Origin of the sequence: Ectothiorhodospira lacustris (assembly GCF_022227845.1) — a bacterium.
Taxonomy (GTDB): Bacteria; Pseudomonadota; Gammaproteobacteria; order Ectothiorhodospirales; family Ectothiorhodospiraceae; genus Ectothiorhodospira; species Ectothiorhodospira lacustris.
Genome location: NZ_JAJNQN010000011.1, coordinates 40,355 through 63,102 on the forward strand (window position 1 = coordinate 40,355; position 22,748 = coordinate 63,102).

The following is a 22,748-nucleotide window of genomic DNA, read 5'->3' on the forward strand; positions in this document are numbered from 1 at the left end:
GGAAAGGGAGTGTTCCTGAATGTCCGCAAGATACCGGAAATCCCAGGTGCTGGCGACAGGACATCAGGCCCCCAGCAGGTCTTCGATCATGCGGGCGTCGATGGGGGGTGAATCCGGCGCCCGCTCGCCACCGCGATAGATCTGATCCGCCAGTTGCTGCTTGCGGGCCTGCAGGGCCAGTATCTTCTCCTCCACCGTATTCTCGGTGATGAGTTTATAGACGAAGACCGGCTTGTCCTGACCGATGCGATGGGCCCGGTCGGTGGCCTGCGCCTCCACGGCGGGATTCCACCATGGGTCGTAGTGAATGACGGTGTCCGCCTGCGTGAGATTGAGCCCGACCCCGCCCGCCTTGAGACTGATCAGCATCAGCGGGACGTGACCGTCACAAAAGCGGCTGATCACTTCTTCCCGTTTGCGGGTCTGACCGGTCAGTTTGGTATAGGTGATCCCTGTCGGGGCCAGTTCCTGTTCGATCAGTCCCAGCATGGTGGTGAACTGGGAAAACAGCAGCACGCGCCGCCCCTCGCTGATCAGCTCCGGCAGCATCTCCATGAGCATCTCCAGCTTGGCCGAGGGGACCTTCTTCCCGCCGCCCCCGCGCAACGCCTCCGGCAACAGGCGGGGATCACAGCAGACCTGACGCAGTTTGAGCAGGGCATCCAGGATGGTGATCTGACTCCGGGCCAACCCCTTTTGCGCAATGGCATCGCGCACCTTCTTTTCCATGGCCAGGCGGATGCTCTCATACAGCGCCGCCTGCTTGCCGCCGATGGGGGTACTTCGCAACAGCTCGGATTTCTCCGGCAGTTCCCGGGCCACCACATCTTTGGTGCGTCGCAACATGAACGGGGTGATGCGCCGGGTGAGCCGTTGCAGTTTCTCACCATCACCGTGTTTTTCGATAGGCGTGCGGTAGTTGCGGGTGAACAGTTCCTGAGTGCCCAGAAAGCCTGGCAGCAGAAAATCGAACTGAGCCCACAGTTCGCCCAGATGATTTTCCATGGGAGTACCGGTCAGGCACAACCGGTGATCGGCCTGCAGGCGCCGAACCACCTGTGCGGCTTGGGCGCGGGGGTTCTTGATCTGCTGGGCTTCATCCAGAATCAGATGGGAAAAATGCTGCTCCAGCAGGCGCTTGCTGTCCCGGGGGAGCAGCGGATAGGTGGTGAAGATAAGATCGTAATCATCCAGGGTGTCGAAATGGGACTTGCGATCCACCCCGTGCAGTACCAGGGTCTTGAGCGCCGGACAGAACTGGGCCGCTTCGCGACGCCAGTTGCTCAGCAAACTGGTGGGAGCCACGATCAGGCTGGGTCGGGTGAGCCGTCCGGCCGCCTTCTCCACCATCAGATGAGCCAGGGTCTGAACGGTCTTTCCCAGGCCCATGTCGTCCGCCAGCACGCCGGCCAACTCGTGTTCCCGCAAGAACTGCATCCAGTCCAGACCATGCTGCTGGTAGGGACGCAGCCGACCGACAAACTCCGGCGGGAGCGGCACCGTGCGCAGGCCGTCGAAGTGGGCAAGCTGCCGGGCCAGTCGTTCGATGCCCTCGCCACCTTTCACCGGAATCGGCCCCAGTTCCAGCACCCGAGGGGCATCCAATCGTGACAGGCGCAATTCGTCCTGATCCGCGCTCAGGTGATCATGCAGATCCACCAGGGTCTGCAGCACTGGTTCGATTTGTTCCCGGGCTACTCTCACATACTGCCCCCCCTCCATGGGCAACCACAGGGTCTCCGGCAAGGTGCCGGGCACATAATCGGCCAACAGGTGGGTGACTAGGGGCAACAGGGGGATCCTGCGCCCATCCACCTCCAGGTCAAACCTCAGATCAAACCAACCCTGACCCTCCTCCACCCGGGCCTGCAGTGCATCGGCCCGCAGCAAACGGGGGGCATCGCCCTGGACATGTTTGATGCGCCAGCCCTGGACTTGCAGGCGCGGCAGCACCGTGTCCAGCACCTCGAACCAGCGACCCAGGGCGGTCTGGCGATCCACCTCGCCCATGGCGGGGCGCCACAACTCCGGCCGCTGGGGCCAGGGTTCCAGCCCCTCGGCGCGGATCACGTCCAGTGCTTGCTGTTCGGCGGCCCGGTGGCGGTGAACATCCAGCAGTTCACCGTTCGCTTCCCCCCTGACCAGGTCATGGGGGGCATGGGGCATCACCACCACGTCGTCTTCATAAATGAAATGGAATAACAATCCCGATTGCAGCAGATCCGGGTCGTACAGCATCACCGCCAGGGCCGGCGTCGGCGCCTGGTCACGGATCTCGCGTCGGGACACCGGCGTGGGCGTGGGTAAATCGGGAAACTGTCGTGCCAGACCCAGGCTGACCTGTTCCACCTCGGTGGCGGCCACCGGCGGTGAGCTGGGTATCCTGGCCAGGCAGGCCGGGTCCATGCCTGTTGGGATTTCCAGGGCACCAACCTGAAGATCCAACGGGTCCAGATAACAGAATGGGTGAACCAGAATCAGATGGATCTTGCGGTCCTGGTTGGCCCGCGGCACCAGGCGATACTGATCATCGGCAACCTCCCAGGCCAGTTCTAGCTGTCGTGATGCGCCTCGCGTCAACGGCCGATCCGGCACTTCCGACCAGTACAGCCGTCCGGAATCGAGCATCATCTCCAGTGCCAATGCACCGGCACGGCCCTTGAGACGGGTGCCTTGGCCATCACGAGCATGGCGGTGATAGGCGGTACGTTGATAAGCCGTATTGCTCCAGCTTGACAGTTGCTGCGCGATATCCCTGTCCAGTTCGGTCATCGCTCGCTGGGTGGACCCATAGGGTTCCAGCAGACTGGCCAGCCTCACCTCCCGCCCTTTGGTCGGTGTGCCGTCCTTGCGGTATATGGCCACCCGGAAGCTCACGCTGGTACTGCCATCGGCGGCATGGAAGGTCAGCTGGTACAGCAGACATTCCTGGTTCGGCACAGCCTCCGCGGCCTGATTGGATGCCTGTGATGACTGCTCGGACACGTGTTCCAGCCACTGCAGGAACATGGGTCTGCCCAGAGAGGAGGCCGCCAGGTCATATGTCTGTTCACGCAGGGCCAGGGCTGCCGATACGACGTGCTTACAGTTATCTCCCACGGGGCAGCCGCACTCACCATGCAGCACCACAAGCTCCTGCCCATTATCCGTCTGCAGACGGATGAACCGGACGAACTGTTCATAGGTGCGGCCATCACTGCCCTGTGTCACCGCCTGACAGCTCAACTCCTTCTCGTCGCGCCGGATGATCCTGACTTGGCCGGTACGTCCTTCCTCGAAATAGCGGGTACCGCGCTCGTAGCTTCTTTGTCCGCAATCGCGACGAATGCCGCTCAGGCTAATCCACTGTTTCTGTTTTTTCGAGGCCATGGGGTCCAATCTTGAGTTCTTGAGTGTCGAAAGCGCCTGGGGGATATTCGCGGATCCGGGATTGGCGCCTCTACGCGTTAAATCCCGGGAATTTTTGCACAGCTTTGGGTATGTCATCGAAGCATAACGAGCGCCTGCGTGTCAGGGCATCCCACGCGAGAGGATCAGAAACACCAGGCCAGCCAAGAGGAGCGTGCCAATCAACAGCCAGATGAACCAGTCCTTCGGGGTGAATCGCTCTACATGCCCTACGCCCACCCACCGACGAGGCCTGACACCCTGGAACAGGAATACGAACTGGGCTGCGATAACCACGCAGATCACATTGACGCCGAGCAGTAGCGCCGCACCGGTGGCCAGCTCGAATTCCCCTTTGCCCAGCAGCATGCCCAATACGGAAGCAGGCGGTAGCAAGGCAACGGCCACCATGACCCCCACCAGTCGGGTGGTGATGCCGCTGGTGAGGGCGAGGACACCCGCGGCACCCGCGGTGAGGGCAAGCACCACATGAGCCAGATTGACCCCGGTGCGCGTCATCACTTCCTGGCTGCTGATGCTCACCGGCCACAGATAACCGATGATCAGGCTCAGCAGGATGGCCAGGCCCAGCCCGACAACCGCAGTGAACAGGGCGCGCATGGCCAGGGCCCGCACGCCCATGGAGATACCGAAGGCAAAAGTGATGACCGGTCCCAGCAATGGGGCAATCACCATGGAACCGATGACCACCGCCGTGTTGTCTTCGGCCAGGCCGATGGTGGCGGCAATGGTGGACAGGAAAATCAGCATCACATAGTTGCGATCCAGATTTCCCTCCTTGGCCATCCTGGTATACAGCTCCTCAAGGGTGAGATCCCTGCCCCCCGGGGTGTTGGGCCGGGGGGCAGTGCCCGGTTGCCCCGGCATCGGCACCGTGGTTTCAACGGGCAGCACGACGATGCGCGCCGTGGGTTCTTTCAGCATCGTGCCCTGCAGGGCCTCCATCAACCGCTGGGTATTTTCCGCGCCGACGACCATGCGCACGGAGATTCGGCCGTCCTCATTGGTGGCCCCGCACCAGGCGTCGATGGCATGATGGGCGTGTGCCAATGCCAGCAAACGTGGCCGCAGATACTCGGGGCTGATGACTTCTATGAGTCGCATGACGTATCTCCATGCTCCTGCCCCCCGTGGCCTGCATTGCGGTATCGGAAATCACATACCTCAACCGCAAGGAGCCTTTCAGATGACAGAAGGCACTTCACCGGTCCTGATTTCTCAGGTCATCCAGTTTTCCGTCGCCCCGGTGTTCCTATTGGTGGGAATTGCCGGATTCATCAATGCCTTCGTGGTGCGTCTGGCCAGGATCGTGGATCGTAAGCGGGAACTGGCAGACAGGTTGCGGGCGCCCGAACCCGTGCGGTTTGAACTGCATCGCCGGGAAATAGACATCCTGGATGAACGCGCGGGCCTGATCAACCTGAGCATCAAACTCAGCATCGCCACGGCCATGCTGGTCTGCCTGACCATCCTGACCGTGTTCATCGATTTCCTGCTGAGCATGGAACATCCGCGCCTGATCGGCACCATGTTCGTGTTTGCCATGGCAAGCCTGATCGCCTCCTTGGGGATGTTCGTGCGCGACCTGCAGCTGGCCTCGGCGGCCATGGCACTGGACGACGAGGACGTGCCGCGTACCCGGAACACTGCCCCGGACACACCGGCACAATGACCCCCGGGCCGGCGATGTGCCGGTGGCCCGAGACTGACAAGACTCAGCCTCCGCCGATATCCCGCAGTCGTGCCATGATGGCCTGCAGCTCCGTCCGGGTATCCTCCGAGGCCTGGATCCGGCCCTGCATCTCCGCCAGGGCCGCCGTGGCCTTCTGCAGTTCGGCAAGGGCCTGATCCCGTTCCGCCGTCAGGGTCGTCAGGGCCTGCCGCAGTTCATCAGCGTCCTCATTACGGCGCTCCGGCAGCGTTCCCGGTGACGCCGGTGCCTCTCCCTGGCAAGTCACGATCACCCGGCGGCCATGGCCATGGGTGCGATGCTCCCACAGGAAAATTCCCTGCCAGGTTCCCAGGGACAGACGCCCCCGGGCGAAGGGCGCGGTCAGGCCGGCGCCGGTCAGCACGCTGCGGATGTGGGCCGACATGTCATCCGGCCCCTCCATGTCGTGAGCATACCGGGGATCACCGTCGGGAATGGTCCGGACCAGATGTCCCTCCAGGTCCTGCAGTACCGTAGGATCCGCGTTTTCAGTGATGGTCAGAGACGCACTGGTGTGGCAGCAGAACACATGACACAGCCCCGTTTCCAGGCCGGACTGCTGCAGGAGTTCATTGACACGGTGGGTGATCTCGACCGGGCCACGGCCCAGGGTGGTGACGGCGAACTGCGCTTGGTGAATGGGCATGGGCATCGTCCGGGGCTTTGGCATGGCATGAGTCTATCCTGTCCCGGCGGCAAAATGGCGATATGTCCCGCGGCCGAGCGGCGGGGACGGGATGCTCTCCTTGCAGGGAATTTGTGCCATAATTATCGACGTTCGCGCTCCGGCACCCGGAGTGCTTTTTTACTGCCCCGGTAGCTCAGGTGGATAGAGCGTCCCCCTCCTAAGGGGAAGGTCCCACGTTCGAGTCGTGGTCGGGGCGCCAAACAGGCTGCCAGCCCGAAGAATCCCGCATGGGTCGTTCCTGTCGGCCTCAAGCTTATTGCCGGCATTCACTTTCCCGGGCGGTTTTTTGCGAGAGGACCGTGGGGAACTGGTTCCCCACGGTGGACCCCGACTACAGCATGGACTGTTCGTACTTGGTCAGTCCCAGGCGCTCTATCAGCTCCAGCTGAGTCTCGATCCAGTCGATGTGCTCCTCCTCCTCGGCCAGGATGGCGGCAAACAGATCCCGGCTGGGATAGTCTCCCACCTTCTCCGCGTAGGCCACGGCCTCCTTGTAAACGGCATGCCCCTCATGCTCCAGCTTGAGGTCGCACTCCAGGATTTCCTTGGTGTTTTCACCGATGTAAAGCTTGCCCAGATCCTGCAGGTTGGGTAGGCCCTCAAGGAACAGGATGCGCTCGATGAGCTTGTCCGCATGCTTCATTTCATCGATGGACTCGTGATATTCGTATTCGTCCAGCTTGGTCAGCCCCCAGTTCTTGAATATGCGGGCGTGCAGAAAATACTGGTTGATGGCGGTGAGTTCGCCTTTGAGGGCCTTGTTCAGGTATTCGATGACTTTCTTGTCGCCTTTCATGGTGGGATCTCCTTTAAAGCGGATTGGGCCTGGATCGGCACCTCTATCTCTATAGCTCTCTATAGCTTGCTCTATAGCTTGCCTTTCCAATAAAGACTTAGAATTACTCTAAAAGTTTAACCCAAGACCGCAAGGACGTCACCCGCTACCCACCACAGCGGGCAGTCCTCAGCCCACCACACACCGCGGCACGTCACACCGCGGCACATCTGCCAGAGGCATATTGACGGCGGGCGCCGTATTCAGGGTGTCGCGAAGCAGACGATTAGCGCAAACGCCACATTTACCACAGTCGGTGCAGACCCCGAGCTGTCGGCGCAGATCCCGCATGCTATCGGCGCCTTCGGCCACCGCCCGGCGGATCTGATGATCCGTAATTCCCTTGCAAAGACAGACATACATGCCGTTAAATCCTCGCCAGTTTATCCGACACCACAGCTAGGAATTTGCTCCTGAATGGTAATCAATGTCAATATCATCTGATCTGATTTTCTTGCGCATCGCCGTCTAACCGGTTAGAAAGCACGATCTGGACCAACCGGGCATCTCCTGAACACCGCCCTTTTCTTGCAGGAAAACATGGACTCAGGGTGCTGCATCGCAATAAAGTGTGCCCCCTCGGGGCCACCTGCAAGGGCTGGTCACAAGAATAAGGGTCGGGACCTGACAGGTCCCTGAACCTCCAAACTGAACAACGGATGACGAGGACAACTCATGAAACCCCGTACCGTCACGGTCATTGATAACGCAACCGGCAAGCAGGTAGAGCTACCCGTCCTGGAGGGCACCGTCGGTCCCGCCACCGTGGACATCCGCCCCCTGTCCAAGGAACTGGGCTACTTCACCTACGACCCGGGGTTCATGTCCACCGCCAGCTGTCGCAGCGACATCACCTACATCGATGGCGACAAGGGCATCCTGATGTACCGCGGCTATCCCATCGAGCAGTTGGCCGAACACAGCAGCTACCTGGAAACCTGCTACCTGCTGCTCTACGGTGAATTGCCCACCGCCACCGAGCTGGAAAATTTCACTCGCATCATCCAGAAGCACTCCATGCCGCATCAGGCCATTCGCCGTTTCTATGACGGTTTCCGCCACGATGCCCACCCCATGGCCATCATGGTCGGCGTGTTCGGTGCCCTGTCCGCCTTTTTCCACGACAGCACCGATGTGCACAATCCCCGGCATCGGGAGATCTCGGCCCACCGCATGATCTCCAAGATGCCCACCATCGCCGCCTGGTCCTACAAGTACGCCATCGGCCAACCCTTTCTGTATCCGGATAACGAACTGGGCTACGCCGAGAACTTCCTGCGCATGATGTTCGGTGTCCCCACCGAGCGTTACGAGCCCAATCCCATCTTCGCCAAGGCCCTGGATCTGATCCTGATCCTGCATGCCGACCACGAGCAGAACGCATCCACCTCCACCGTGCGGCTATCCGCCAGCTCCGAGGCCAACCCGTTTGCCGCCGTGTCCGCCGGCATCACCTCCCTGTGGGGTCCCCTGCACGGCGGCGCCAATGAGGCGGTGGTACGCATGCTGGAGCAGATCGTGGAAAGCGGTCAGGGCGTGGATCATTTCGTCAACCGCGCCAAGGACAAGGATGATCCCTTCCGTCTGATGGGCTTTGGGCACCGGGTGTACAAGAACTACGATCCGCGGGCCCGGATCATCCGCAAGATGTGTCACGAACTGCTGGCGCAGATGGGTGCCGACAACCAGCCCCTGTTCGAGGTGGCCATGGAGCTGGAGCGCATCGCCACGGAAGACGACTACTTCAAGGAGCGCAAGCTGTACCCCAACGTGGACTTCTACTCCGGTCTGATCCTGCGGGCCATGGGCATCCCGCTGAACATGTTCACCGCCATTTTCGCCCTGGCGCGCATCGTCGGCTGGAACGCCCACTGGTGCGAGATGATGCAGGACCCAGAATCCCGTATCGGTCGCCCGCGTCAGCTCTACACCGGCGCAGCCGCCCGGGACTACGTGCCCATTGAGAAGCGCTAGATCCACCTGTATATTAGGAAAACCTAAAAAACAGGAGAGCCATGCCCATGACGATTGATCGTGCTGTATTTGCCTTTGCCGGTGGAATGATCCTGCTCAGCCTGCTGCTGTCCCTGGCCAGCCCGCTGTGGCTTTGGCTGACCGCCTTTGTGGGCCTGAACCTTCTGCAGTCGGCCTTCACCGGGTTCTGCCCGCTGGCCATCGTGCTGAAGAAGGCCGGCTTCAAGCCGGGGCAGGCGTTCGATTGATCTAAAGCGGCTCTGATCGGTGCGCCCTTAAGGGCGCACCGGTTTATTTCGTTCTTGTCCGACCATAATTCGTCCCCGGCGGCAGAATCCGCTGCAACTGGATGGCCGGCTCATTCCATTCCCTGTCCTCTGCCCTGCCAAGGCGACGCTTCCCACCCTTTGCAACGCCGTTCGCACGAGACGTTCCGGGGGCACCCGAACGCCCGCCGTTATCCGATGGGTCACCCGGTTTCCGTCGCAGCAACATCTCCAGCGTCGGCTCAGGCTCCTTGGCCGTGTTCGCGGGCAACGGCAAGGCATCTTTCAATGACGGCCCCTGAAGCCACGGGCTGATGCCAAGAGCAGCCACGCCGCCGAGAAATATCAACCCCGGCACCCATGCCGACACCCCCATGACGGTCAAATAGACCGCCAGCAGCACCCCGCCCACCCCGGCCATCTCTGCCCAGCGCCGGCCCTGCCCGTACAGCACGGTTCCAGCCGCCGCCAGCATCAGCAGGGTCCCAAGACCCACCGGCAGCCCATGCTGCCAGAATACGGGCACGAGGATGCCGGCCAACAATTGGGCATCCATGTCGGGCGTGCTGAAGCTGAAGTCCCTCTTCAGGGCCGCTTCAAACAACGCCAACAGCAGGACCGTCAAAAGATGCAGCAATGCCGCCAGAGCGGCCGCCATCATGGCTATTGCCGCCGCAGGCCGGGCCAGACGGTCCACCAATGGAGATGCCTTTTCGCTCGGGTCTGTCTCCTCGTTCATCCTGCCAGCACCTCCTTCCGATCGGCCCCACGCTCTTCCCGGTCAATATACCTGCCTGTTCCAGTAACATGGACCCCTGCCCGGCCAACCGGCCGGCCCATGTTCGGCATTTGGGAGCCCTTTCATGACTAATGACAAGCCTTACCGGATCCACGCCCTGGAACTGGGCCCCATGAGCAACCGGATCTATCTTATTGAGGATAGCGCCTCCGGCACCGCTGCCGTGGTTGATCCAGCCTGGGAAGTGGAAGAAATCACCGATCTGGCCCGCGCCCGACGACTGCAGATCACCCATATCCTGCTCACCCATACCCATCAGGATCACGTCAACGGCCTTGAGCGCCTGCGGACACAGGCCCCTGATGCCCGGGTGCATCTGCTCCGGGCCGAGGCTGCGCTATGGAGCGACTGCCCGGCGGATGCACACCTGCACCAGGACGGTGATCTGATCCCTCTGGGCGACACCACGATCCGGGTGCTGCATACCCCCGGGCATACGCCGGGATCGGCCTGCTACCACTTGGGCGATGACCTCATCAGCGGTGACACCCTGTTTGTTTTCGGCTGCGGTCGCTGTGACTTGAAGGGAGGGGACCCCGCCGTCATGTTCCATACCCTGGCCCGCCTGCGGCAGACACTACCCGGCGATACCCTGATCCATCCGGGCCACGACTACGGCGTGAAGCCGCAGTCCACACTGGAGGAACAGGCGGAGGGGAATCCGTTCATGCAGTTTGATGACGTGGCGGCATTCACCCGGTATCGGATGCATGACCATGATCAAATACGAGATATGCCCTATGGGCCGGTGAGGTTGCGGTAATGCGCATGCCGCAGCATCGCCATTCCGGCGAGGAGACTGCTGACGCCCCGGATCGTCATTCCCGCAAGTGATGCTGCTGATGCCCCGGATCGTCATTCCCGCGCAAGCGGGAATCCAGTGGCAGGCTGAAAATCATGGACTCCCGCTTTCGCGGGAGTGACGGCAGAAGGGGACGGGAGTGACGGCAGAAGGGACGGGGGTGACGGAAAGAGGGCCGGAGTGACGGACATGGAATTAGGTAACGGACAGGGGTTTAAGGTGTGCGGGACAGGTCGGGGAGTAACGAACAGGTCGGGGAGTAACCCAAAGGGAGTGGGTCACCCCAGGGACTCCAGCCAAGCCCGCCGGCAATTGGCCTGGCGCCGCTGCTCCAGTACCTGACGGATGCGGCCTCCGGCTTCGTCCAAAGTGACCAGCCCGGGGGGGTGAATGGTTTCGCAGTAGAGCAGATGCAGGCCCACCTCCGTCTGTACCGGGTCGCTCACCGTGCCGGCCGCCATCTTGAACAGCACGTCATCCAGTTCCGGGTAAAGATTCCCCTCGGGCATCCGCCCCAGCAGACCGCCCTTGAGGGCGCTGGGACACTCGGAATGGCGCATGGCCAGATCGGCGAAGGTCCCCAGGTCACTGAGCAAAGTGTCACGGATCATCTCGAGACGTGCCCGGGCCGCCTCCGAGGTATTTTCAGGGTAATCCGGATTGATGGTGATCAGGATCTGCCTCACCGTGCGGGTCTCCGGGCGCTCCAGCCGGGTCTTGTGGCACTCATAGTATCGGGTCACCTCCTCGTCCGTCACCGGTTCGGCCCGGGCGGCAACCCGCTCCAGCAGGACCTCCAGACGCAACTCCCGGTAAAGGGCCTGCCGCAGGGCCTCCCGGTCCAGGCCATGGTGCCGCAGCTCTTCCTGGAACTGCTTCGGCTCCGGATAGCGCGACTCGATCTCCTGCAAGGCCCGGATCACCTGCCCCTCGGGCACATGGATATCCCTGGCCTCGCTGGAGGCCAGGGCACGCGCGCCGATGTCATAGGCCTTGAGGGCACGATTGCGAACGATCTTGCGCTCGTCATCGGAGAGACTGCCCAGGGGCTTACTGAAGTAGTCCAGGGCGGCCCGCAGTTCGATGTAGAGCAGTTCGGGACGCTGTTCCAGTACAAGGGTCATGAAGGGTACTCCTCGGACGGGTCGGTCAGCGCCTTTTCCGGCACCTGCAGGACCCGTCCGTCAAAGTTCACGTGATAGGCCACACCATCGGGCAGATCCCGCAGGACCTTGCAGACCTCGCCCACGGTCCCCGGCGCCACCACCGCCTCGCCGTTGATGCCCAGGGGGATCGCCGGGGTGACCTTGTCGCGAAACTCGTACCGGGTGGGCACCCAGTGGGCATCGGCGTCGATCAGTTCTTCCTGGCGGCAGCCCACCACACGGCCCGCGTCCAGAAAGTTGACGGTGTAGATCACCTGATCCTGCAGGAAGGTGCCCCTGCCGATGACCACCCCGACACTGCCCCTAGGCACCAGCAGCTCGCCCCGGTCCATGCCGGGATAGGTGCCGTCGTTGCGCAAGGGTCGAACCACCCTGACCTGCTCACCGTATTCTCGATATTGCTCCATGGGACTATCTCCGGATGAATGCCTGTTCCAGCGGCACCACGGTGACGCCCGGGGCCGCTCGTTTGAAGACCTTGAACACCTTTTCGGTGCGGGCATCGGATTCCACGAAGTCCGCATAGGCCTGCATCAGCAGACTGCGATAGACATCCCGACGGGCCGACAGGTCCGTGGGCAGGTTGTCCAGAGTGCCGGAGAGGTAATCATGAAAACGCTGCAGGATATGCAGGCGATTCACCCGTACGACGGCTTCATCGTAAGGAATGTTGAAATACTCCAGAAACTCCTCGGCGGACCCCATTTCCTGCAGGTCTTCTTCAAGTTCGGTGGTGTCAGTCATGGTTCAGACCTCGATGGTGGATATCAACGAAAGAGGAGGCCTCATGCCACAGCCCCGCTTAGATGGGTGAGTTCCGCATACCAGGTGGCCAGCTCATGCTCCGTCGGCGGCCGCTTGGATTGGGAAACGGATCGACGCAGACGGCTCAGCAGCAGGGCTGCCTGGGCCTTGTCCAGTGTCACCCCCATACGCGCATAGGCCGCCATCACGCCATGGGCGCCGGAGTGCTTGCCCAGCACCAGGCGGTGCTCCCGCCCCAGCTCAGCCGGGTCCACCCCCTGATAATTGACGGGGTCCTTGAGCAGGCCGTCCACATGAATGCCGGCCTCGTGGGTGAACACCCCCTCCCCCACCAGGCTCTTCTGCCAGTGGATGGGACGGCCGGAAGCGGTCTCCACCAGGTGGGACAGGGCCGGAAAGCGGCGCAGCTCCACGCCGGTCTCGATGCCGTGGAGCCGGCGCAGCCCCATGACCACCTCTTCCAGGGCGGCGTTACCGGCCCGTTCACCGATACCGTTGACGGTGGTGTTCACGTGGGTGGCGCCGCCGAGGACGGCAGCCAGGGTGTTGGCGGTGGCCAGGCCCAGGTCATCGTGGGCATGCATCTCGATCTCCAGATCGGAGACGGCGCGAAGCTGCCGGATACGCGCCAGCACGCCGAAGGGTTCCATGATGCCCACGGTATCGGCGAAGCGGAAACGCCGCGCCCCGGCGGCCTGGGCGGTTTCTATCACTTGGCAGAGGAAATCGGAATCGGCCCGGGAGGCATCTTCTCCCCCCACACCCACCTCCAGTCCCAGCTCCAGGGCCTGGGCCACGTGCCGACGGATGCTCTTCAGCACCCAGTCACGATCCCGACCCAGCTTGCGCTGGATCTGCTGATCCGAAACCGGTATGGACAGATCCACCATCTGAACCCCCAGATCCGCGCAGTCGGCCAGGTCATCGGCGCGCATGCGGCTCCACACCAGCAGACGGGCCTTGAGTCCCAGCTGAGCCAGCAGGGCGATGGATTCCCGCTCCTCGGGGCCCATGGAGGGAATGCCGATTTCCAGCTCGGGAACGCCCAGGTCGTCCAGCCCCTTGGCGATGGCCACGCGCTCGGCGTCATTGAAGGCCACGCCAGCGGATTGTTCGCCGTCTCTCAGGGTGGTGTCGTCGATGACGATGCCGGGCGGGGTGGTCATGGATGTCCTCGTTGGGCTGGTAGGGCCATGCAGAGGATTTAGCGATTATCGTGCCAGGTCATCAACCTAATGATTTGGAATGATTATTTAATGACGGAGTGATGGTGGTTGTGTGACCTGACGGGGTAGATTGTGGGATTTACTACAAAGCACCTTACCTTGACATCCTCCCCTCCCTCTCGCTGATGCTCGCCGCCCGAGGGCGAAAACGAAGGGGATTCCTACCGTGTTCAGCCCGCCAGGGTTGAATCACCTCGGTGGGTTCCTGCTGCTGGCGACCTGACTGCATCGCTCACTTCACAGGCGAACCGGGCGTGTCCCGCCCTTAAAACGGTCAAGCTGGAAGCGGCAACCGCCATCGGTCGGAAGAATGGCAGGGTTCCATCCTGATCGTGAATTCGCGCGCACGGTAAATGATATAAGTGGGGAAGACACTTCCCGTCGGGGCCGGCCATGGCGACACCAGAGTGACCCGCCTCCATACACGTTTCGGGAGATATCCTAGATGCCTGCGCCAGAACAACCTCGGTGACCCAAAGCCCGCCGCCTGGGGATGACCAGCACCGTCACATCGCGCTCAAGGCCTGGATACTCTATCTGGGCTTTTGCCTGGCGCTGGCCCTGGTGATCGCCTGGGACCTGACCACCTCCAGAGCGCAGGACATGGAGGCCGCCCGCCAGCGCACCCATTCCACCAGCGTACTGGTGAGCGAATGGCTGTATGCCGCCTTTGAGACCAGCGGTGCCCTGCTCAGCAGCATGGCCGGCGAGATCCGCCCCGAGCACCTCCCTCCGCCCGATGACGACCCCGAAGCCCACGCCCGAATCAACCAGTGGCTCGAACGGCATCTGCGTCTCCTGCCCCATGCCCAGGCCATCGCCCTGTTCGATCACGAAGGGGTGATGACGCATACCTCCGGCGGCCCCCAAGAGATCGATCACGACATCAGCGATCACAGCCATTTTCAGGCCCTGCGCGCTGATCCCGGCCTGGAGCGCCAGGTTTCCCGCACCTTCTGGTCCCCTGAGGGCAAACGGTTTCTCGTCGCCCATGCCCAGGCCCTTCGTGATACCGAGGGCCGGTTTGCCGGGCTGCTGGGGGTACGGCTGGACCTGGGGTTTTTCGACCACTGGCTGGAGCGTACCGAGCTCACACCCGGTAGCAGTCTGACCATCCTGGATCGCGAGGGCAGGTTGCTGGCACGGCGACCCCGGGATAGCGTCCCGGACTTCGAAGCCCAGCTCGGTCACCCGGTGGGGGACGGCGAAGTGGAACCCCTGCTCCATAACGCGTTGGATACCGTGCATTTCAACATTGTCTCGCCGGTGGACGGGATGCACCGCTCCTACACGGCCCAGATAGTGCGAGATCTGCCCTTCCTGGTGGTGGCCGGCGAGGCGCGACACACGATCATGGCCGCCTGGTGGCGGAAATTGTGGACGTTGAGCCTCGCCTGGCTGGTCATTGCCGGCCTGGGTTTGCTGTTACTGCACGGCTATCTGCGCACCCTGCGGTCCGATCTGGAACTCCAGCGCAGTCATCGCTCCCTGGAAAACGCCAACCAGATACTGAGCCAGGGGATCCATGAGCGTCAGTTGGCGGAACGGGCCATCAAGTCCAGCGAGGAACGCTTTCGGGCCTTGTTCGACAACTCCCTCAGTGGTGCGGCCATGCACGACATCATCCTGGATGAGCGGGGCGAACCATGCGACTACGTCTTCACCATGGCCAATCCGGCCTTCGAGAACCACACCGGCATGAAGGTCGCCGACGTACTGGGTCGACGCGCCACCGAGATCTACCCGGTGCCGGAGCTGCCGCTGCTGATTCGTCGATTCGGGCAGGTGGCGCTCACGGGAGGGGCTATAGCCTTTGAGCAGCACCTGGAGTCCGTGGATCAGTATTTCAGCATCGGCGCCTTCCAGATCGGCCCGGGCAGTTTCGCCGCCATCTTCGACAACATCACGGCGCGCAAGCACACGGAAATGGATCTGCGGCGTTCCGAGGAGAAATACCGCTTTCTGGTGGAAAACAGTTACGACATCATCTATCTGTTTTCCCCCGATGGACATATCCGGTTCGTTTCGCCCAGCTGGAAGACCCTCATGGGTCACGATCCTGAAAGTGTCCTGGGTCGCCATTTCTCCGAATTCGTCCACCCGGAGGATCTCCACATCTGCCGGCAGACGTTTGCCGACGTCATGCACCACGGCCACCATGTGCAGGATATCGAATACCGGGTGCAGCATTCGGATGGCAGTTGGCGCTGGCATAGCTCCAGTGCCCTACCCTCACGGGACGAGGCGGGCCAGATCACCGGCTTCCAGGGGATCGCCCGGGATATCACCGCCCGCAAGCAGGCCGAGGACGAGATCAGAACCCTGGCTTTCTACGACCCGCTGACCCAGTTGCCCAACCGGCGCCTGCTCACCGAACGCTTGGAGGCGTCCGTCGACCTCTGCCGGCACGAGAACCATCATGGAGCGCTGTTGTTCATCGATCTGGACAACTTCAAGATCCTCAACGACACCCTGGGTCATGACCAGGGTGACCGCCTGCTCACGCAGGCGGCCAGGCGCATCAGCGGCTGCGTGCACAAGGCCGACACCGTGGCCCGTTTGGGTGGAGATGAGTTTGTGGTCATGCTGCACAGACTCAGCCACGAAGCCCAGGAGGCCACGCAACAGGCAGAGATTGTCGCCGACAAGATCCTGGCTGCTCTGAACCATCCCTATCTCCTCGGCAGCCAGGAGCATCACAGCACCGCCAGTGTCGGCATCACCCTGTTTCATCGTGAGCCGGTGAGCGTGGACGAACTCATGAAGCGGGCCGACCTGGCCATGTATCAGGCCAAGGCGGCAGGGCGCAACACCCAGCGGCTGTTCGACCCGGCAATGCAGGCCTCAGTGACGGCTCGAGCCGCCCTGGAAAGCGACCTGCGCCGGGCGCTCACGGAAGAACAGTTCCTGCTGCATTATCAGGCCCTGGTGGACGACGACGGCCAGTTAACGGGTGCCGAAGCCCTGCTGCGCTGGCGGCACCCGGATCGGGGCCTGGTGCCCCCCGGAGAGTTCATTGCCCTGGCGGAGGACACGGGGCTGATCCTGCCCCTGGGGCAGTGGGTGCTGGAGACCGCCTGTGCCCAATTGGCCGAATGGGCCCGGGACCCTTCCCTGAAACACCTGAAGGTCGCGGCTAACGTGAGCGCCCGCCAGTTCCGGCATCCGGACTTCGTGCCGGGTGTGCTGCGGGCACTGAATACCACCGGTGCCGACCCTCACCGTCTCAAGCTGGAGATCACCGAAAGCCTGTTACTGGAGGACGTGGAGGAAGTGATCGGCAAGATGCGGCAGTTACGGGCCCGGGGCGTCACGTTTGCCCTGGATGACTTCGGCACGGGCTACTCTTCCTTGAGCTATCTCAAGCGCCTACCCCTGGACGACGTGAAGATCGACCAGTCGTTCGTCCGCGATGTGCTCAACGATCCCAACGACGCGGCCATTGCCCGGACCATCGTGGCCCTGGCAGGTACACTCGGCCTGAGGGTGATCGCCGAGGGGGTAGAAACCCGGGAACACTGGGAGTGGCTAAGCCGCAATGGCTGCCACACCCACCAGGGCTATTATTTTGGCCGCCCGGGGCCGGTGGGGATCATCCAGGAGGCCATCCCGAACCGGACCCCTCCCACCCAGCGGGCAAGCTCCCCGATACGGGCTAACCCCCGGCCGGATGCGGATAAGCGGCCTGGAAGTAGATGAGCGAGTTGAAAGATACCTGAGTTCAAAACTGAAGCAGTAGAGCGAGATTTTGGGAGGCCCACGACTCCGCCGAACACCTGGACTGGCGTCAGGAAAAAGTATGTGGATTTTTACTACTTATAGAAAACAGCCAGCCAAACGGTGATCTCATCTGGATCTGTCCAGGCCACCTTGTGTTTGACGTGTGCCGGTATATTAATGTAGTCACCCGCTGATAAGTCACATTTCGATCCATCTTCAAAAATCAAGGATGCCTTACCCTCGACAACCATTACCCATTCGTTCTCGTCCTGATCGTACCATCCGCTATCAGGTGAGGCATGCCCCTTGGAAACAATACGTTCAATTCTCACCGGTGAAGAACGAACAATATCTTCAAAAACCTCTGATTTAAGGTCCTTGGGAAGCGAATCAAATATATTCAGCGCTTTATGCATTATTCGTAGCGATTCCAGAGCCGGAGAACTTTAACCACCCGTTCTTCATCAATCACTTAGCATACCAGGCGGCGCTGAACATTAATCCACCGTAAAACAGATTTATAGCGACGGGAGGGTTGATTGGCGCCCAGCGCCCAGCACCTACCCCTCTCCCACAGAGGGAGAGGGACTTTCCTGAGAGACCGATCGCATCCCAAATCAGGCATACGCAGGCGCAAATACTTTTTCCGGGTCCGTGACCGGGCCGTCCACGCCCCAGTAGGGGGACATCTTGCGCAGTCTGGCCACGATCTCGGGCATGACTTCGATCACCCGGTCGATCTCGGCCCGGGTGTTGTAGCGGGAGAGGGAAAACCGCACCGAACCATGGGCCGCGGTGTAGGGAATCCCCATCGCCCGCATGACGTGGGAGGGCTCCAGGGAACCGGAGGTGCAGGCGGAGCCGCTGGAAGCGGCGATCCCCACCTGATTCAGCAGCAGCAGGATGGATTCCCCTTCGATGTACTCAAAGGCCATGTTCAGGGTGTTGGGCAGCCGGTTGTCCTGATCCCCCATCACCAGGGCATGGGGAATGCGTGCCGCCAGACCCGCCTGCAGGTGGTCCCGCAGGGCACGAACCTCTTGGTTTTCAAAGTCCATGTGGCCCATGGCCAGCTCGGCGGCCTTGCCCAGAGCGACGATGCCGGCACTGTTCTCGGTGCCGGCCCGCCGACCCCGTTCCTGATGGCCGCCCCGCAGCAGGGGCCTAAAGCGTAGGCCACGGCGCAGGTAGAGTACGCCGATGCCCTTGGGGGCATGCAGCTTGTGACCTGAGAGGGAAAGCATATCGATGGCGGAGGATTTCAGGTCGATGGGCAGCTTGCCCACCACCTGCACCGCGTCGGTGTGAAACATCACACCGGCTTCCCGTGCCATCCGGGCCATGGTTTCCACCGGGAACAGGGTGCCGGTCTCGTTGTTGGCCCACATCACCGTCACCAGGGCCACCTGGTCCGACAGCAGGACGGCGTAGTGGTCCAGGTCCAGTCGTCCCTTGCCATCCACCGGTAGTCGATGGATGGTGTAGCCCTCTTTTTCCAGTTGTTCGCACACGTTGAGGATGGCCGGGTGTTCCACCACGGTGGTGATGATCTCCCGGCGCTGGGGCTGGGCCTTCACCGCCGAGAAGATGGCGGTGGAATCGGACTCGGTGCCGCAGGAGGTGAACACGATCTCCGAATCATGCTCCGCCCCCAGCAGGGACTGCACCTGGCCCCGGGCCTGCTTGATGGCGTGCCCCACCCGGTTGCCGAAGCTGTGGATGGAAGATGGGTTGCCGAACTGCTCGGTGAAGAAGGGCAGCATGGCCTCCACCACCGCCGGGTCCACCCGGGTGGTGGCGTTGTTGTCCAGGTAGATGGGCTCCATGATCATTCCTCCATGGCCACGGATCGTACCGACATCTTCGGCATGGTGCGGACCGTAGCCCCACGACGGGCATCGGCTGGCTGAGCGGTGACATGGTTTTCCGGGTCAAACGCCTCGCCCCGTTCGGCCAGCATCCGTACCAGGATCTCCTCGATGCCCTCGTGGCAGGCGCTGCAGCCGCCGCCGGCCTTGGTGTAGAAGGTCACGTCCTGGACCGTGCGCAGGCCGTTCTCTCGGATGGTCTGCTCGATCTTGATGGCATCCACGGCAAAGCACTTGCAGACCAGGGCGCCTTCTTCGTGATCATCCTTCCAGACCTCGCCGCGATAGTGGGCGATGGCCGCTTCCAGGGCCTCCCGCCCCATGACGGAACAGTGCATCTTCTCCGGCGGCAGGCCGTCCAGGAAGCCGGCGATGTCCTCGTTGGTCACTTCCAGGGCCTCATCCAGAGTCATGCCCTTGATGAGTTCGGTCAGGGCAGAGCTGGAGGCGATGGCGGAACCACAACCGAAGGTCTGGAAGCCGGCATCCAGGATCACCTGGCTCTCCGGATCCACCTTCAGGGTGAGGCGAAGGGCATCCCCGCAGGACAGGGAACCCACCTCGCCGATGGCATTAGCCCCTTCGACCGCACCGGCGTTGCGGGGGTTGAAGAAGTGCTCTTTGACCTTTTCGGAATAGTCCCACATGGCTTCTGTCCTCCGGGATTCTATCGTTCAGCTCGCCAGAGCGGCGGGCGCATGGGTATGGCAGTTCTTCGGGCAGACCTTGGCGCAGGCCTGGCAACCGATGCAGTCCATCGCATCCAGCAGGCGCATGACCATGGAGGCATCGTCGTCGAAATCATCGTCGTCATCGTCGACCTCCCGTTCCGCCAGTTCGAAGCAGTTACGGGTGCAGACCTTGTAGCAGCGGCCGCAACCGATGCAGTTTTCTTCCTTGAGTTCGGTGATGAAGGCCGGTGTCCAGGGGGTCCCGCCCCGGGTGAGGCCGGTGATCTGGGTCATGGGTGTCGCCTCTTCTCTATGTTTGTTTTTTGTCTCCCTTCTCCCCCAGGGGGAGAAGGGCCGGGGATGAGGGATGGGCGTGGCACCGTGCCGTGGGCCTTCCCCTCACCCCACCCCCTCTCCCGCAAGGGGAGAGGGGCTTGTTTGTCATGCCCCTTTTCGATGAAAGGGGCTGGTTTGTTACATCCCGGCCACGTCCGGGTGATCGCCGACGATGTTCAGGGCCACCGACAGCAGCTTGTCCGACTCGGTCTTCATCTTCGACAGGCTGTCGAAACCGAAGCGATGGACGTCACGCAGGGTCTTGTCCACCACCAGCAGCTTGCCCACGGAGATGATCACGCGACCAAAACCCTCCCCGTTCAGGCTGAGCATGACCGTGGCCATGCGGCCGCATTCCTTCTCGATCAGCACCGCGACGGCGTTGTAGAACGCATTCACCCGTACCAGGGTGGCCCGGTCCATGTCGGCGACCAGGGGAATCTCCTTGCGCTTTTCCGGGGTGATGACGAACTGGGACAGCAGCTGTTCTTCGGCTTGCCCATCCCGGGTTCCGAAGGTGTCCAAGGCCCGCATCTGACGGACCATCTCCTTCATGAAATCGGTTTCCAGAATGGGATCAGCGGTGGTATTGCTCATGGATGTCTTCCCCAAATGTCCACAGGTTGATGGATCAGGCTTCTTCCCATGGCTCGGCGGCCATGGCGTCAAACCGGTCCGGGTCCGAACGTCCCTGCTGCATGGCCTTGGCCAGCCAGGGTGGCGGACTGCCGTCCCGAATCACATCCTGAAGCTCGCTCAGCAGCGGACCGATACGGGTCCCGTGAGCCACCTTCAGGGGTTGTACCCCCAGGGCCAGGAGTTGCTTCACCGCCGAGGCGCCCGCTGCTTCGCAATACACGGCGGCGCAGCCCTGCAGGGCTTCGAACTTGGCCATCAGCTTGTCCTCATGGCCGTCCTGGGACTGCAGACCGAACTGCACGGCCTCCACCAGTGCAGCCCCCTCACCGTCCAGGCGGTAGATGGCCAGACACTGGGCGGACCCGAAATGCTGGTCCACCCGTTTGAGGTCCGTACTGGCAAAGGCAATCAGAATCGAGGTTGGCAATGACATGGCGGCGGTCTCAGTGACAGGTGGCGTAACCACCTGCAGGCGACGCTGAAGTCCCATGGCGAGGACCCTCCGGAAGGTCGGTGTCGGGAGAACGGTCGTAGATGGAGCGGTACGGGGTCACGCCGTGATGGGACGCCACCCGCAGGTTGGCAAGATCGAACAGGGCCTGTTGCGCCCCCGCATAGCCGATCCAGGTCCGCCGGAAGCCACCCAGCCAGTCATACTGGGGGAACCCGGCCCGCAACAGGGGGATGCCCAGTCGCTGGGCCGAGGCCACCCCATGGGCATTGGCAATGAGCAGTTCCGCCCCCTGCTCCCGGGCCATGGCCTCCAGGTCTTCCAGGTCGCCGATCTTGATGGTGCGTACTGTAAGGCGATCCAGTACCGGCGCCTTGACGGGCACGGCGGCGGCCACCACCTCGCTGCCCACTTCCCGCAGCAGGGCCGAAAAGCCCGCCAGCAGGTCCGCCTCGCCGGCCACGGCAATGCGTGCCAGCCCCATCATGAAATGGGTGTCGAGCATCGCGTCCTGCAGACGGGCGCGCTGGCGGCGCAGGCGCGCCGGCACCGGCCGGCCGCTGAGCCGGGACAGGGCCAGCAGCAGTTCATCCGTGGCATCCATGCCCATCAGGCCGTCAAAGCGTAGATCCGACACCCCGGTGCGGGCCTTGAGCAGATCCGCCGCCGTGGCCATGGAGGCCCCCACCACCAGAGTGGCCTGGGCATTCCCCAAAGTGGCCAGGGCGGACAGGGGCGTGCCGCCGGTGGTCAGGGCGGACAGGCGCGCCTCGTCCAGATGACCGTCCAGGGAGGCGGACAGATCCGGCAGGACCACCGGTTCCAGGTCGAACGCCTCGATGATCTCCTTGAGATGGTCCACATCGCCCGGGGTCAGGCTTGACCCGACCAGCACGTTGAGCTGCCGGGGCCGACTGCCGGGGACCGTCCCGGCCGCCTTCGCCTCGGGCACCAGGGTGTCGATGAGGGCGGTCACCGCCAGGGCAAAGCCGGTCTCCGCCGAGCCGCAATAATCCGGGGTGTTCACCGGCACCACCGCCACTTGGGCGAATTCAGGATGCTGCATCCGGAACTCCCGCACCACCCGGTGGATGTCGGCCCCTTCCGTTTCCGACAGCCCGGTGGTGACGATCCCGATCAGAGCCGGCGCGGACTTATTGCAGATGGTGGCCAGGCCTTCCAGCAGGGCCTCATCCGCCCCCATGACCGCGCTCACCTGGTCCATGGCGGTGGTCTGCAGGGGGATGGGTTCCCGGAAGTGACGCACCAGGAATACCTTGGCAAAGGCGGTACAGCCCTGGGCGCCATGGAACATGGGCATGGCCCGATCCATGCCCAGGAACGCCAGGGCGCCGCCCAGGGGCTGGCTGGCCTTGAGGGGGCTGACGGACAGGGCCTTGTTGCGCTTGAGGATCTCGGGCAT

General features: G+C 62.3%; 21 protein-coding genes, 1 tRNA gene and 1 pseudogene. 6 read left to right on the plus strand and 17 right to left on the minus strand.

Annotated elements, in window-relative coordinates; translation table 11 throughout:
- Window positions 1-63: 63 nt before the first annotated feature.
- Together LQ956_RS09310 and LQ956_RS09315 are read right to left on the minus strand one after the other, a co-directional pair.
- On the minus strand, window positions 64-3,369 hold the full coding sequence (locus LQ956_RS09310) for a DEAD/DEAH box helicase (RefSeq protein WP_238629875.1): 3,306 nt from the start codon (window positions 3,367-3,369) through the stop codon (window positions 64-66).
- 141 nt (window positions 3,370-3,510) lie between these two features.
- Complete coding sequence (locus LQ956_RS09315; protein ID WP_238621776.1) at window positions 3,511-4,512, minus strand: TIGR00341 family protein; 1,002 nt, start codon at window positions 4,510-4,512, stop codon at window positions 3,511-3,513.
- An 82-nt stretch (window positions 4,513-4,594) separates the two neighbouring features.
- On the opposite strand from LQ956_RS09315, the gene LQ956_RS09320 reads away from it, so the two are divergent.
- The gene (locus LQ956_RS09320) at window positions 4,595-5,080 is read left to right on the plus strand and encodes a DUF2721 domain-containing protein (protein WP_238621775.1); all 486 of its coding nucleotides are present in this window, start codon (window positions 4,595-4,597) and stop codon (window positions 5,078-5,080) included.
- 268 nt (window positions 5,081-5,348) lie between these two features.
- Here the strand turns inward: LQ956_RS09320 and LQ956_RS09325 are convergent.
- Window positions 5,349-5,765: pseudogene (locus tag LQ956_RS09325) on the minus strand (secondary thiamine-phosphate synthase enzyme YjbQ); the annotation flags it as partial.
- A 164-nt stretch (window positions 5,766-5,929) separates the two neighbouring features.
- Between LQ956_RS09325 and LQ956_RS09330 the strand changes: the two are divergent.
- Window positions 5,930-6,006: transfer RNA gene (locus LQ956_RS09330), tRNA-Arg, on the plus strand.
- 132 nt (window positions 6,007-6,138) lie between these two features.
- On the opposite strand, the gene bfr is transcribed toward LQ956_RS09330, so the two are convergent.
- On the minus strand, window positions 6,139-6,603 hold the full coding sequence (gene bfr, locus LQ956_RS09335; RefSeq protein WP_238621774.1) for a bacterioferritin: 465 nt from the start codon (window positions 6,601-6,603) through the stop codon (window positions 6,139-6,141).
- Between the two features lie 168 nt (window positions 6,604-6,771).
- Window positions 6,772-7,005, minus strand: coding sequence for a bacterioferritin-associated ferredoxin (locus LQ956_RS09340; protein ID WP_238629876.1), 234 nt, complete (start codon window positions 7,003-7,005; stop codon window positions 6,772-6,774).
- Between the two features lie 312 nt (window positions 7,006-7,317).
- Between LQ956_RS09340 and LQ956_RS09345 the strand changes: the two genes are divergently transcribed.
- Together LQ956_RS09345 and LQ956_RS09350 are read left to right on the plus strand one after the other, a co-directional pair.
- A complete protein-coding gene (locus LQ956_RS09345) occupies window positions 7,318-8,616 on the plus strand; it encodes a citrate synthase (RefSeq protein WP_238623286.1) in 1,299 nt (432 codons plus the stop codon).
- A gap of 47 nt (window positions 8,617-8,663) precedes the next feature.
- Window positions 8,664-8,864 carry a YgaP family membrane protein gene (locus LQ956_RS09350; RefSeq protein ID WP_238623287.1) on the plus strand — a complete coding sequence of 67 codons (201 nt, stop codon included), beginning with the start codon at window positions 8,664-8,666 and terminating at the stop codon, window positions 8,862-8,864.
- Between the two features lie 43 nt (window positions 8,865-8,907).
- Here LQ956_RS09350 and LQ956_RS09355 read toward each other — a convergent pair whose 3' ends face one another.
- Window positions 8,908-9,579, minus strand: coding sequence for a hypothetical protein (locus tag LQ956_RS09355; RefSeq protein ID WP_238629877.1), 672 nt, complete (start codon window positions 9,577-9,579; stop codon window positions 8,908-8,910).
- Between the two features lie 166 nt (window positions 9,580-9,745).
- Between LQ956_RS09355 and LQ956_RS09360 the strand changes: the two genes are divergently transcribed.
- Window positions 9,746-10,444: an MBL fold metallo-hydrolase gene (locus LQ956_RS09360; RefSeq protein WP_238623289.1), complete on the plus strand. Its 699-nt coding sequence runs from the start codon at window positions 9,746-9,748 to the stop codon at window positions 10,442-10,444.
- Window positions 10,445-10,761: 317 nt separating this feature from the next.
- Here LQ956_RS09360 and nifM read toward each other — a convergent pair whose 3' ends face one another.
- Genes nifM through nifV form a run of 4 tightly spaced genes read right to left on the minus strand, consistent with a single transcriptional unit; the run spans window position 10,762 to window position 13,580 of the window.
- Window positions 10,762-11,607, minus strand: a complete 846-nt coding sequence (gene nifM / locus LQ956_RS09365) for a nitrogen fixation protein NifM (protein WP_238623290.1) — start codon at window positions 11,605-11,607, stop codon at window positions 10,762-10,764.
- Window positions 11,604-12,056: a nitrogen fixation protein NifZ gene (locus tag LQ956_RS09370; protein WP_238623291.1), complete on the minus strand. Its 453-nt coding sequence runs from the start codon at window positions 12,054-12,056 to the stop codon at window positions 11,604-11,606. The genes nifM and LQ956_RS09370 overlap by 4 nt, the downstream gene beginning before the upstream one ends.
- A 4-nt stretch (window positions 12,057-12,060) precedes the next feature.
- Window positions 12,061-12,393, minus strand: coding sequence for a nitrogenase-stabilizing/protective protein NifW (nifW, locus tag LQ956_RS09375; RefSeq protein ID WP_238623292.1), 333 nt, complete (start codon window positions 12,391-12,393; stop codon window positions 12,061-12,063).
- 41 nt (window positions 12,394-12,434) lie between these two features.
- Window positions 12,435-13,580 (minus strand): homocitrate synthase, encoded by a 1,146-nt coding sequence (nifV, locus tag LQ956_RS09380; protein ID WP_238623293.1) that lies wholly within the window; start codon window positions 13,578-13,580, stop codon window positions 12,435-12,437.
- A 528-nt stretch (window positions 13,581-14,108) separates the two neighbouring features.
- Between nifV and LQ956_RS09385 the strand changes: the two genes are divergently transcribed.
- Window positions 14,109-17,339 (plus strand): bifunctional diguanylate cyclase/phosphodiesterase, encoded by a 3,231-nt coding sequence (locus LQ956_RS09385; protein WP_238629878.1) that lies wholly within the window; start codon window positions 14,109-14,111, stop codon window positions 17,337-17,339.
- Between the two features lie 113 nt (window positions 17,340-17,452).
- Here LQ956_RS09385 and LQ956_RS09390 read toward each other — a convergent pair whose 3' ends face one another.
- The 7 genes from LQ956_RS09390 to nifN form a co-directional block, all read right to left on the minus strand.
- Window positions 17,453-17,776 (minus strand): cupin domain-containing protein, encoded by a 324-nt coding sequence (locus LQ956_RS09390; RefSeq protein WP_238622008.1) that lies wholly within the window; start codon window positions 17,774-17,776, stop codon window positions 17,453-17,455.
- A gap of 201 nt (window positions 17,777-17,977) precedes the next feature.
- Entirely contained in the window at window positions 17,978-19,186 is a 1,209-nt protein-coding gene (gene nifS, locus LQ956_RS09395) for a cysteine desulfurase NifS (protein WP_238629879.1), read from the minus strand.
- Between the two features lie 2 nt (window positions 19,187-19,188).
- Entirely contained in the window at window positions 19,189-19,875 is a 687-nt protein-coding gene (gene nifU, locus LQ956_RS09400; protein WP_238622006.1) for a Fe-S cluster assembly protein NifU, read from the minus strand.
- Between the two features lie 27 nt (window positions 19,876-19,902).
- On the minus strand, window positions 19,903-20,193 hold the full coding sequence (gene fdxB, locus LQ956_RS09405) for a ferredoxin III, nif-specific (RefSeq protein ID WP_238622005.1): 291 nt from the start codon (window positions 20,191-20,193) through the stop codon (window positions 19,903-19,905).
- Window positions 20,194-20,373: 180 nt separating this feature from the next.
- Window positions 20,374-20,832: a NifX-associated nitrogen fixation protein gene (locus LQ956_RS09410; RefSeq protein ID WP_238622004.1), complete on the minus strand. Its 459-nt coding sequence runs from the start codon at window positions 20,830-20,832 to the stop codon at window positions 20,374-20,376.
- A 34-nt stretch (window positions 20,833-20,866) separates the two neighbouring features.
- Window positions 20,867-21,307, minus strand: a complete 441-nt coding sequence (locus LQ956_RS09415; RefSeq protein WP_238622003.1) for a NifB/NifX family molybdenum-iron cluster-binding protein — start codon at window positions 21,305-21,307, stop codon at window positions 20,867-20,869.
- 10 nt (window positions 21,308-21,317) lie between these two features.
- Window positions 21,318-22,748 carry a nitrogenase iron-molybdenum cofactor biosynthesis protein NifN gene (gene nifN, locus LQ956_RS09420; RefSeq protein WP_238629880.1) on the minus strand — a complete coding sequence of 477 codons (1,431 nt, stop codon included), beginning with the start codon at window positions 22,746-22,748 and terminating at the stop codon, window positions 21,318-21,320.

Excerpts from the sequence above, each read along its gene's own strand:
- nifS (WP_238629879.1), bottom strand. The coding sequence starts at position 19,186 with ATGGAGCCCATCTACCTGGACAACAACGCCACCACCCGGGTGGACCCG.
- nifM (WP_238623290.1), bottom strand. The coding sequence starts at position 11,607 with ATGACCCTTGTACTGGAACAGCGTCCCGAACTGCTCTACATCGAACTG.
- LQ956_RS09360 (WP_238623289.1), top strand. The coding sequence starts at position 9,746 with ATGACTAATGACAAGCCTTACCGGATCCACGCCCTGGAACTGGGCCCC.
- nifV (WP_238623293.1), bottom strand. The coding sequence starts at position 13,580 with ATGACCACCCCGCCCGGCATCGTCATCGACGACACCACCCTGAGAGAC.
- nifW (WP_238623292.1), bottom strand. The coding sequence starts at position 12,393 with ATGACTGACACCACCGAACTTGAAGAAGACCTGCAGGAAATGGGGTCC.
- LQ956_RS09415 (WP_238622003.1), bottom strand. The coding sequence starts at position 21,307 with ATGTCATTGCCAACCTCGATTCTGATTGCCTTTGCCAGTACGGACCTC.
- LQ956_RS09410 (WP_238622004.1), bottom strand. The coding sequence starts at position 20,832 with ATGAGCAATACCACCGCTGATCCCATTCTGGAAACCGATTTCATGAAG.
- LQ956_RS09370 (WP_238623291.1), bottom strand. The coding sequence starts at position 12,056 with ATGGAGCAATATCGAGAATACGGTGAGCAGGTCAGGGTGGTTCGACCC.
- nifN (WP_238629880.1), bottom strand. The coding sequence starts at position 22,748 with ATGCCCGAGATCCTCAAGCGCAACAAGGCCCTGTCCGTCAGCCCCCTC.
- LQ956_RS09390 (WP_238622008.1), bottom strand. The coding sequence starts at position 17,776 with ATGCATAAAGCGCTGAATATATTTGATTCGCTTCCCAAGGACCTTAAA.
- LQ956_RS09320 (WP_238621775.1), top strand. The coding sequence starts at position 4,595 with ATGACAGAAGGCACTTCACCGGTCCTGATTTCTCAGGTCATCCAGTTT.
- fdxB (WP_238622005.1), bottom strand. The coding sequence starts at position 20,193 with ATGACCCAGATCACCGGCCTCACCCGGGGCGGGACCCCCTGGACACCG.
- LQ956_RS09340 (WP_238629876.1), bottom strand. The coding sequence starts at position 7,005 with ATGTATGTCTGTCTTTGCAAGGGAATTACGGATCATCAGATCCGCCGG.
- nifU (WP_238622006.1), bottom strand. The coding sequence starts at position 19,875 with ATGTGGGACTATTCCGAAAAGGTCAAAGAGCACTTCTTCAACCCCCGC.
- LQ956_RS09350 (WP_238623287.1), top strand. The coding sequence starts at position 8,664 with ATGACGATTGATCGTGCTGTATTTGCCTTTGCCGGTGGAATGATCCTG.
- bfr (WP_238621774.1), bottom strand. The coding sequence starts at position 6,603 with ATGAAAGGCGACAAGAAAGTCATCGAATACCTGAACAAGGCCCTCAAA.
- LQ956_RS09315 (WP_238621776.1), bottom strand. The coding sequence starts at position 4,512 with ATGCGACTCATAGAAGTCATCAGCCCCGAGTATCTGCGGCCACGTTTG.
- LQ956_RS09310 (WP_238629875.1), bottom strand. The coding sequence starts at position 3,369 with ATGGCCTCGAAAAAACAGAAACAGTGGATTAGCCTGAGCGGCATTCGT.
- LQ956_RS09345 (WP_238623286.1), top strand. The coding sequence starts at position 7,318 with ATGAAACCCCGTACCGTCACGGTCATTGATAACGCAACCGGCAAGCAG.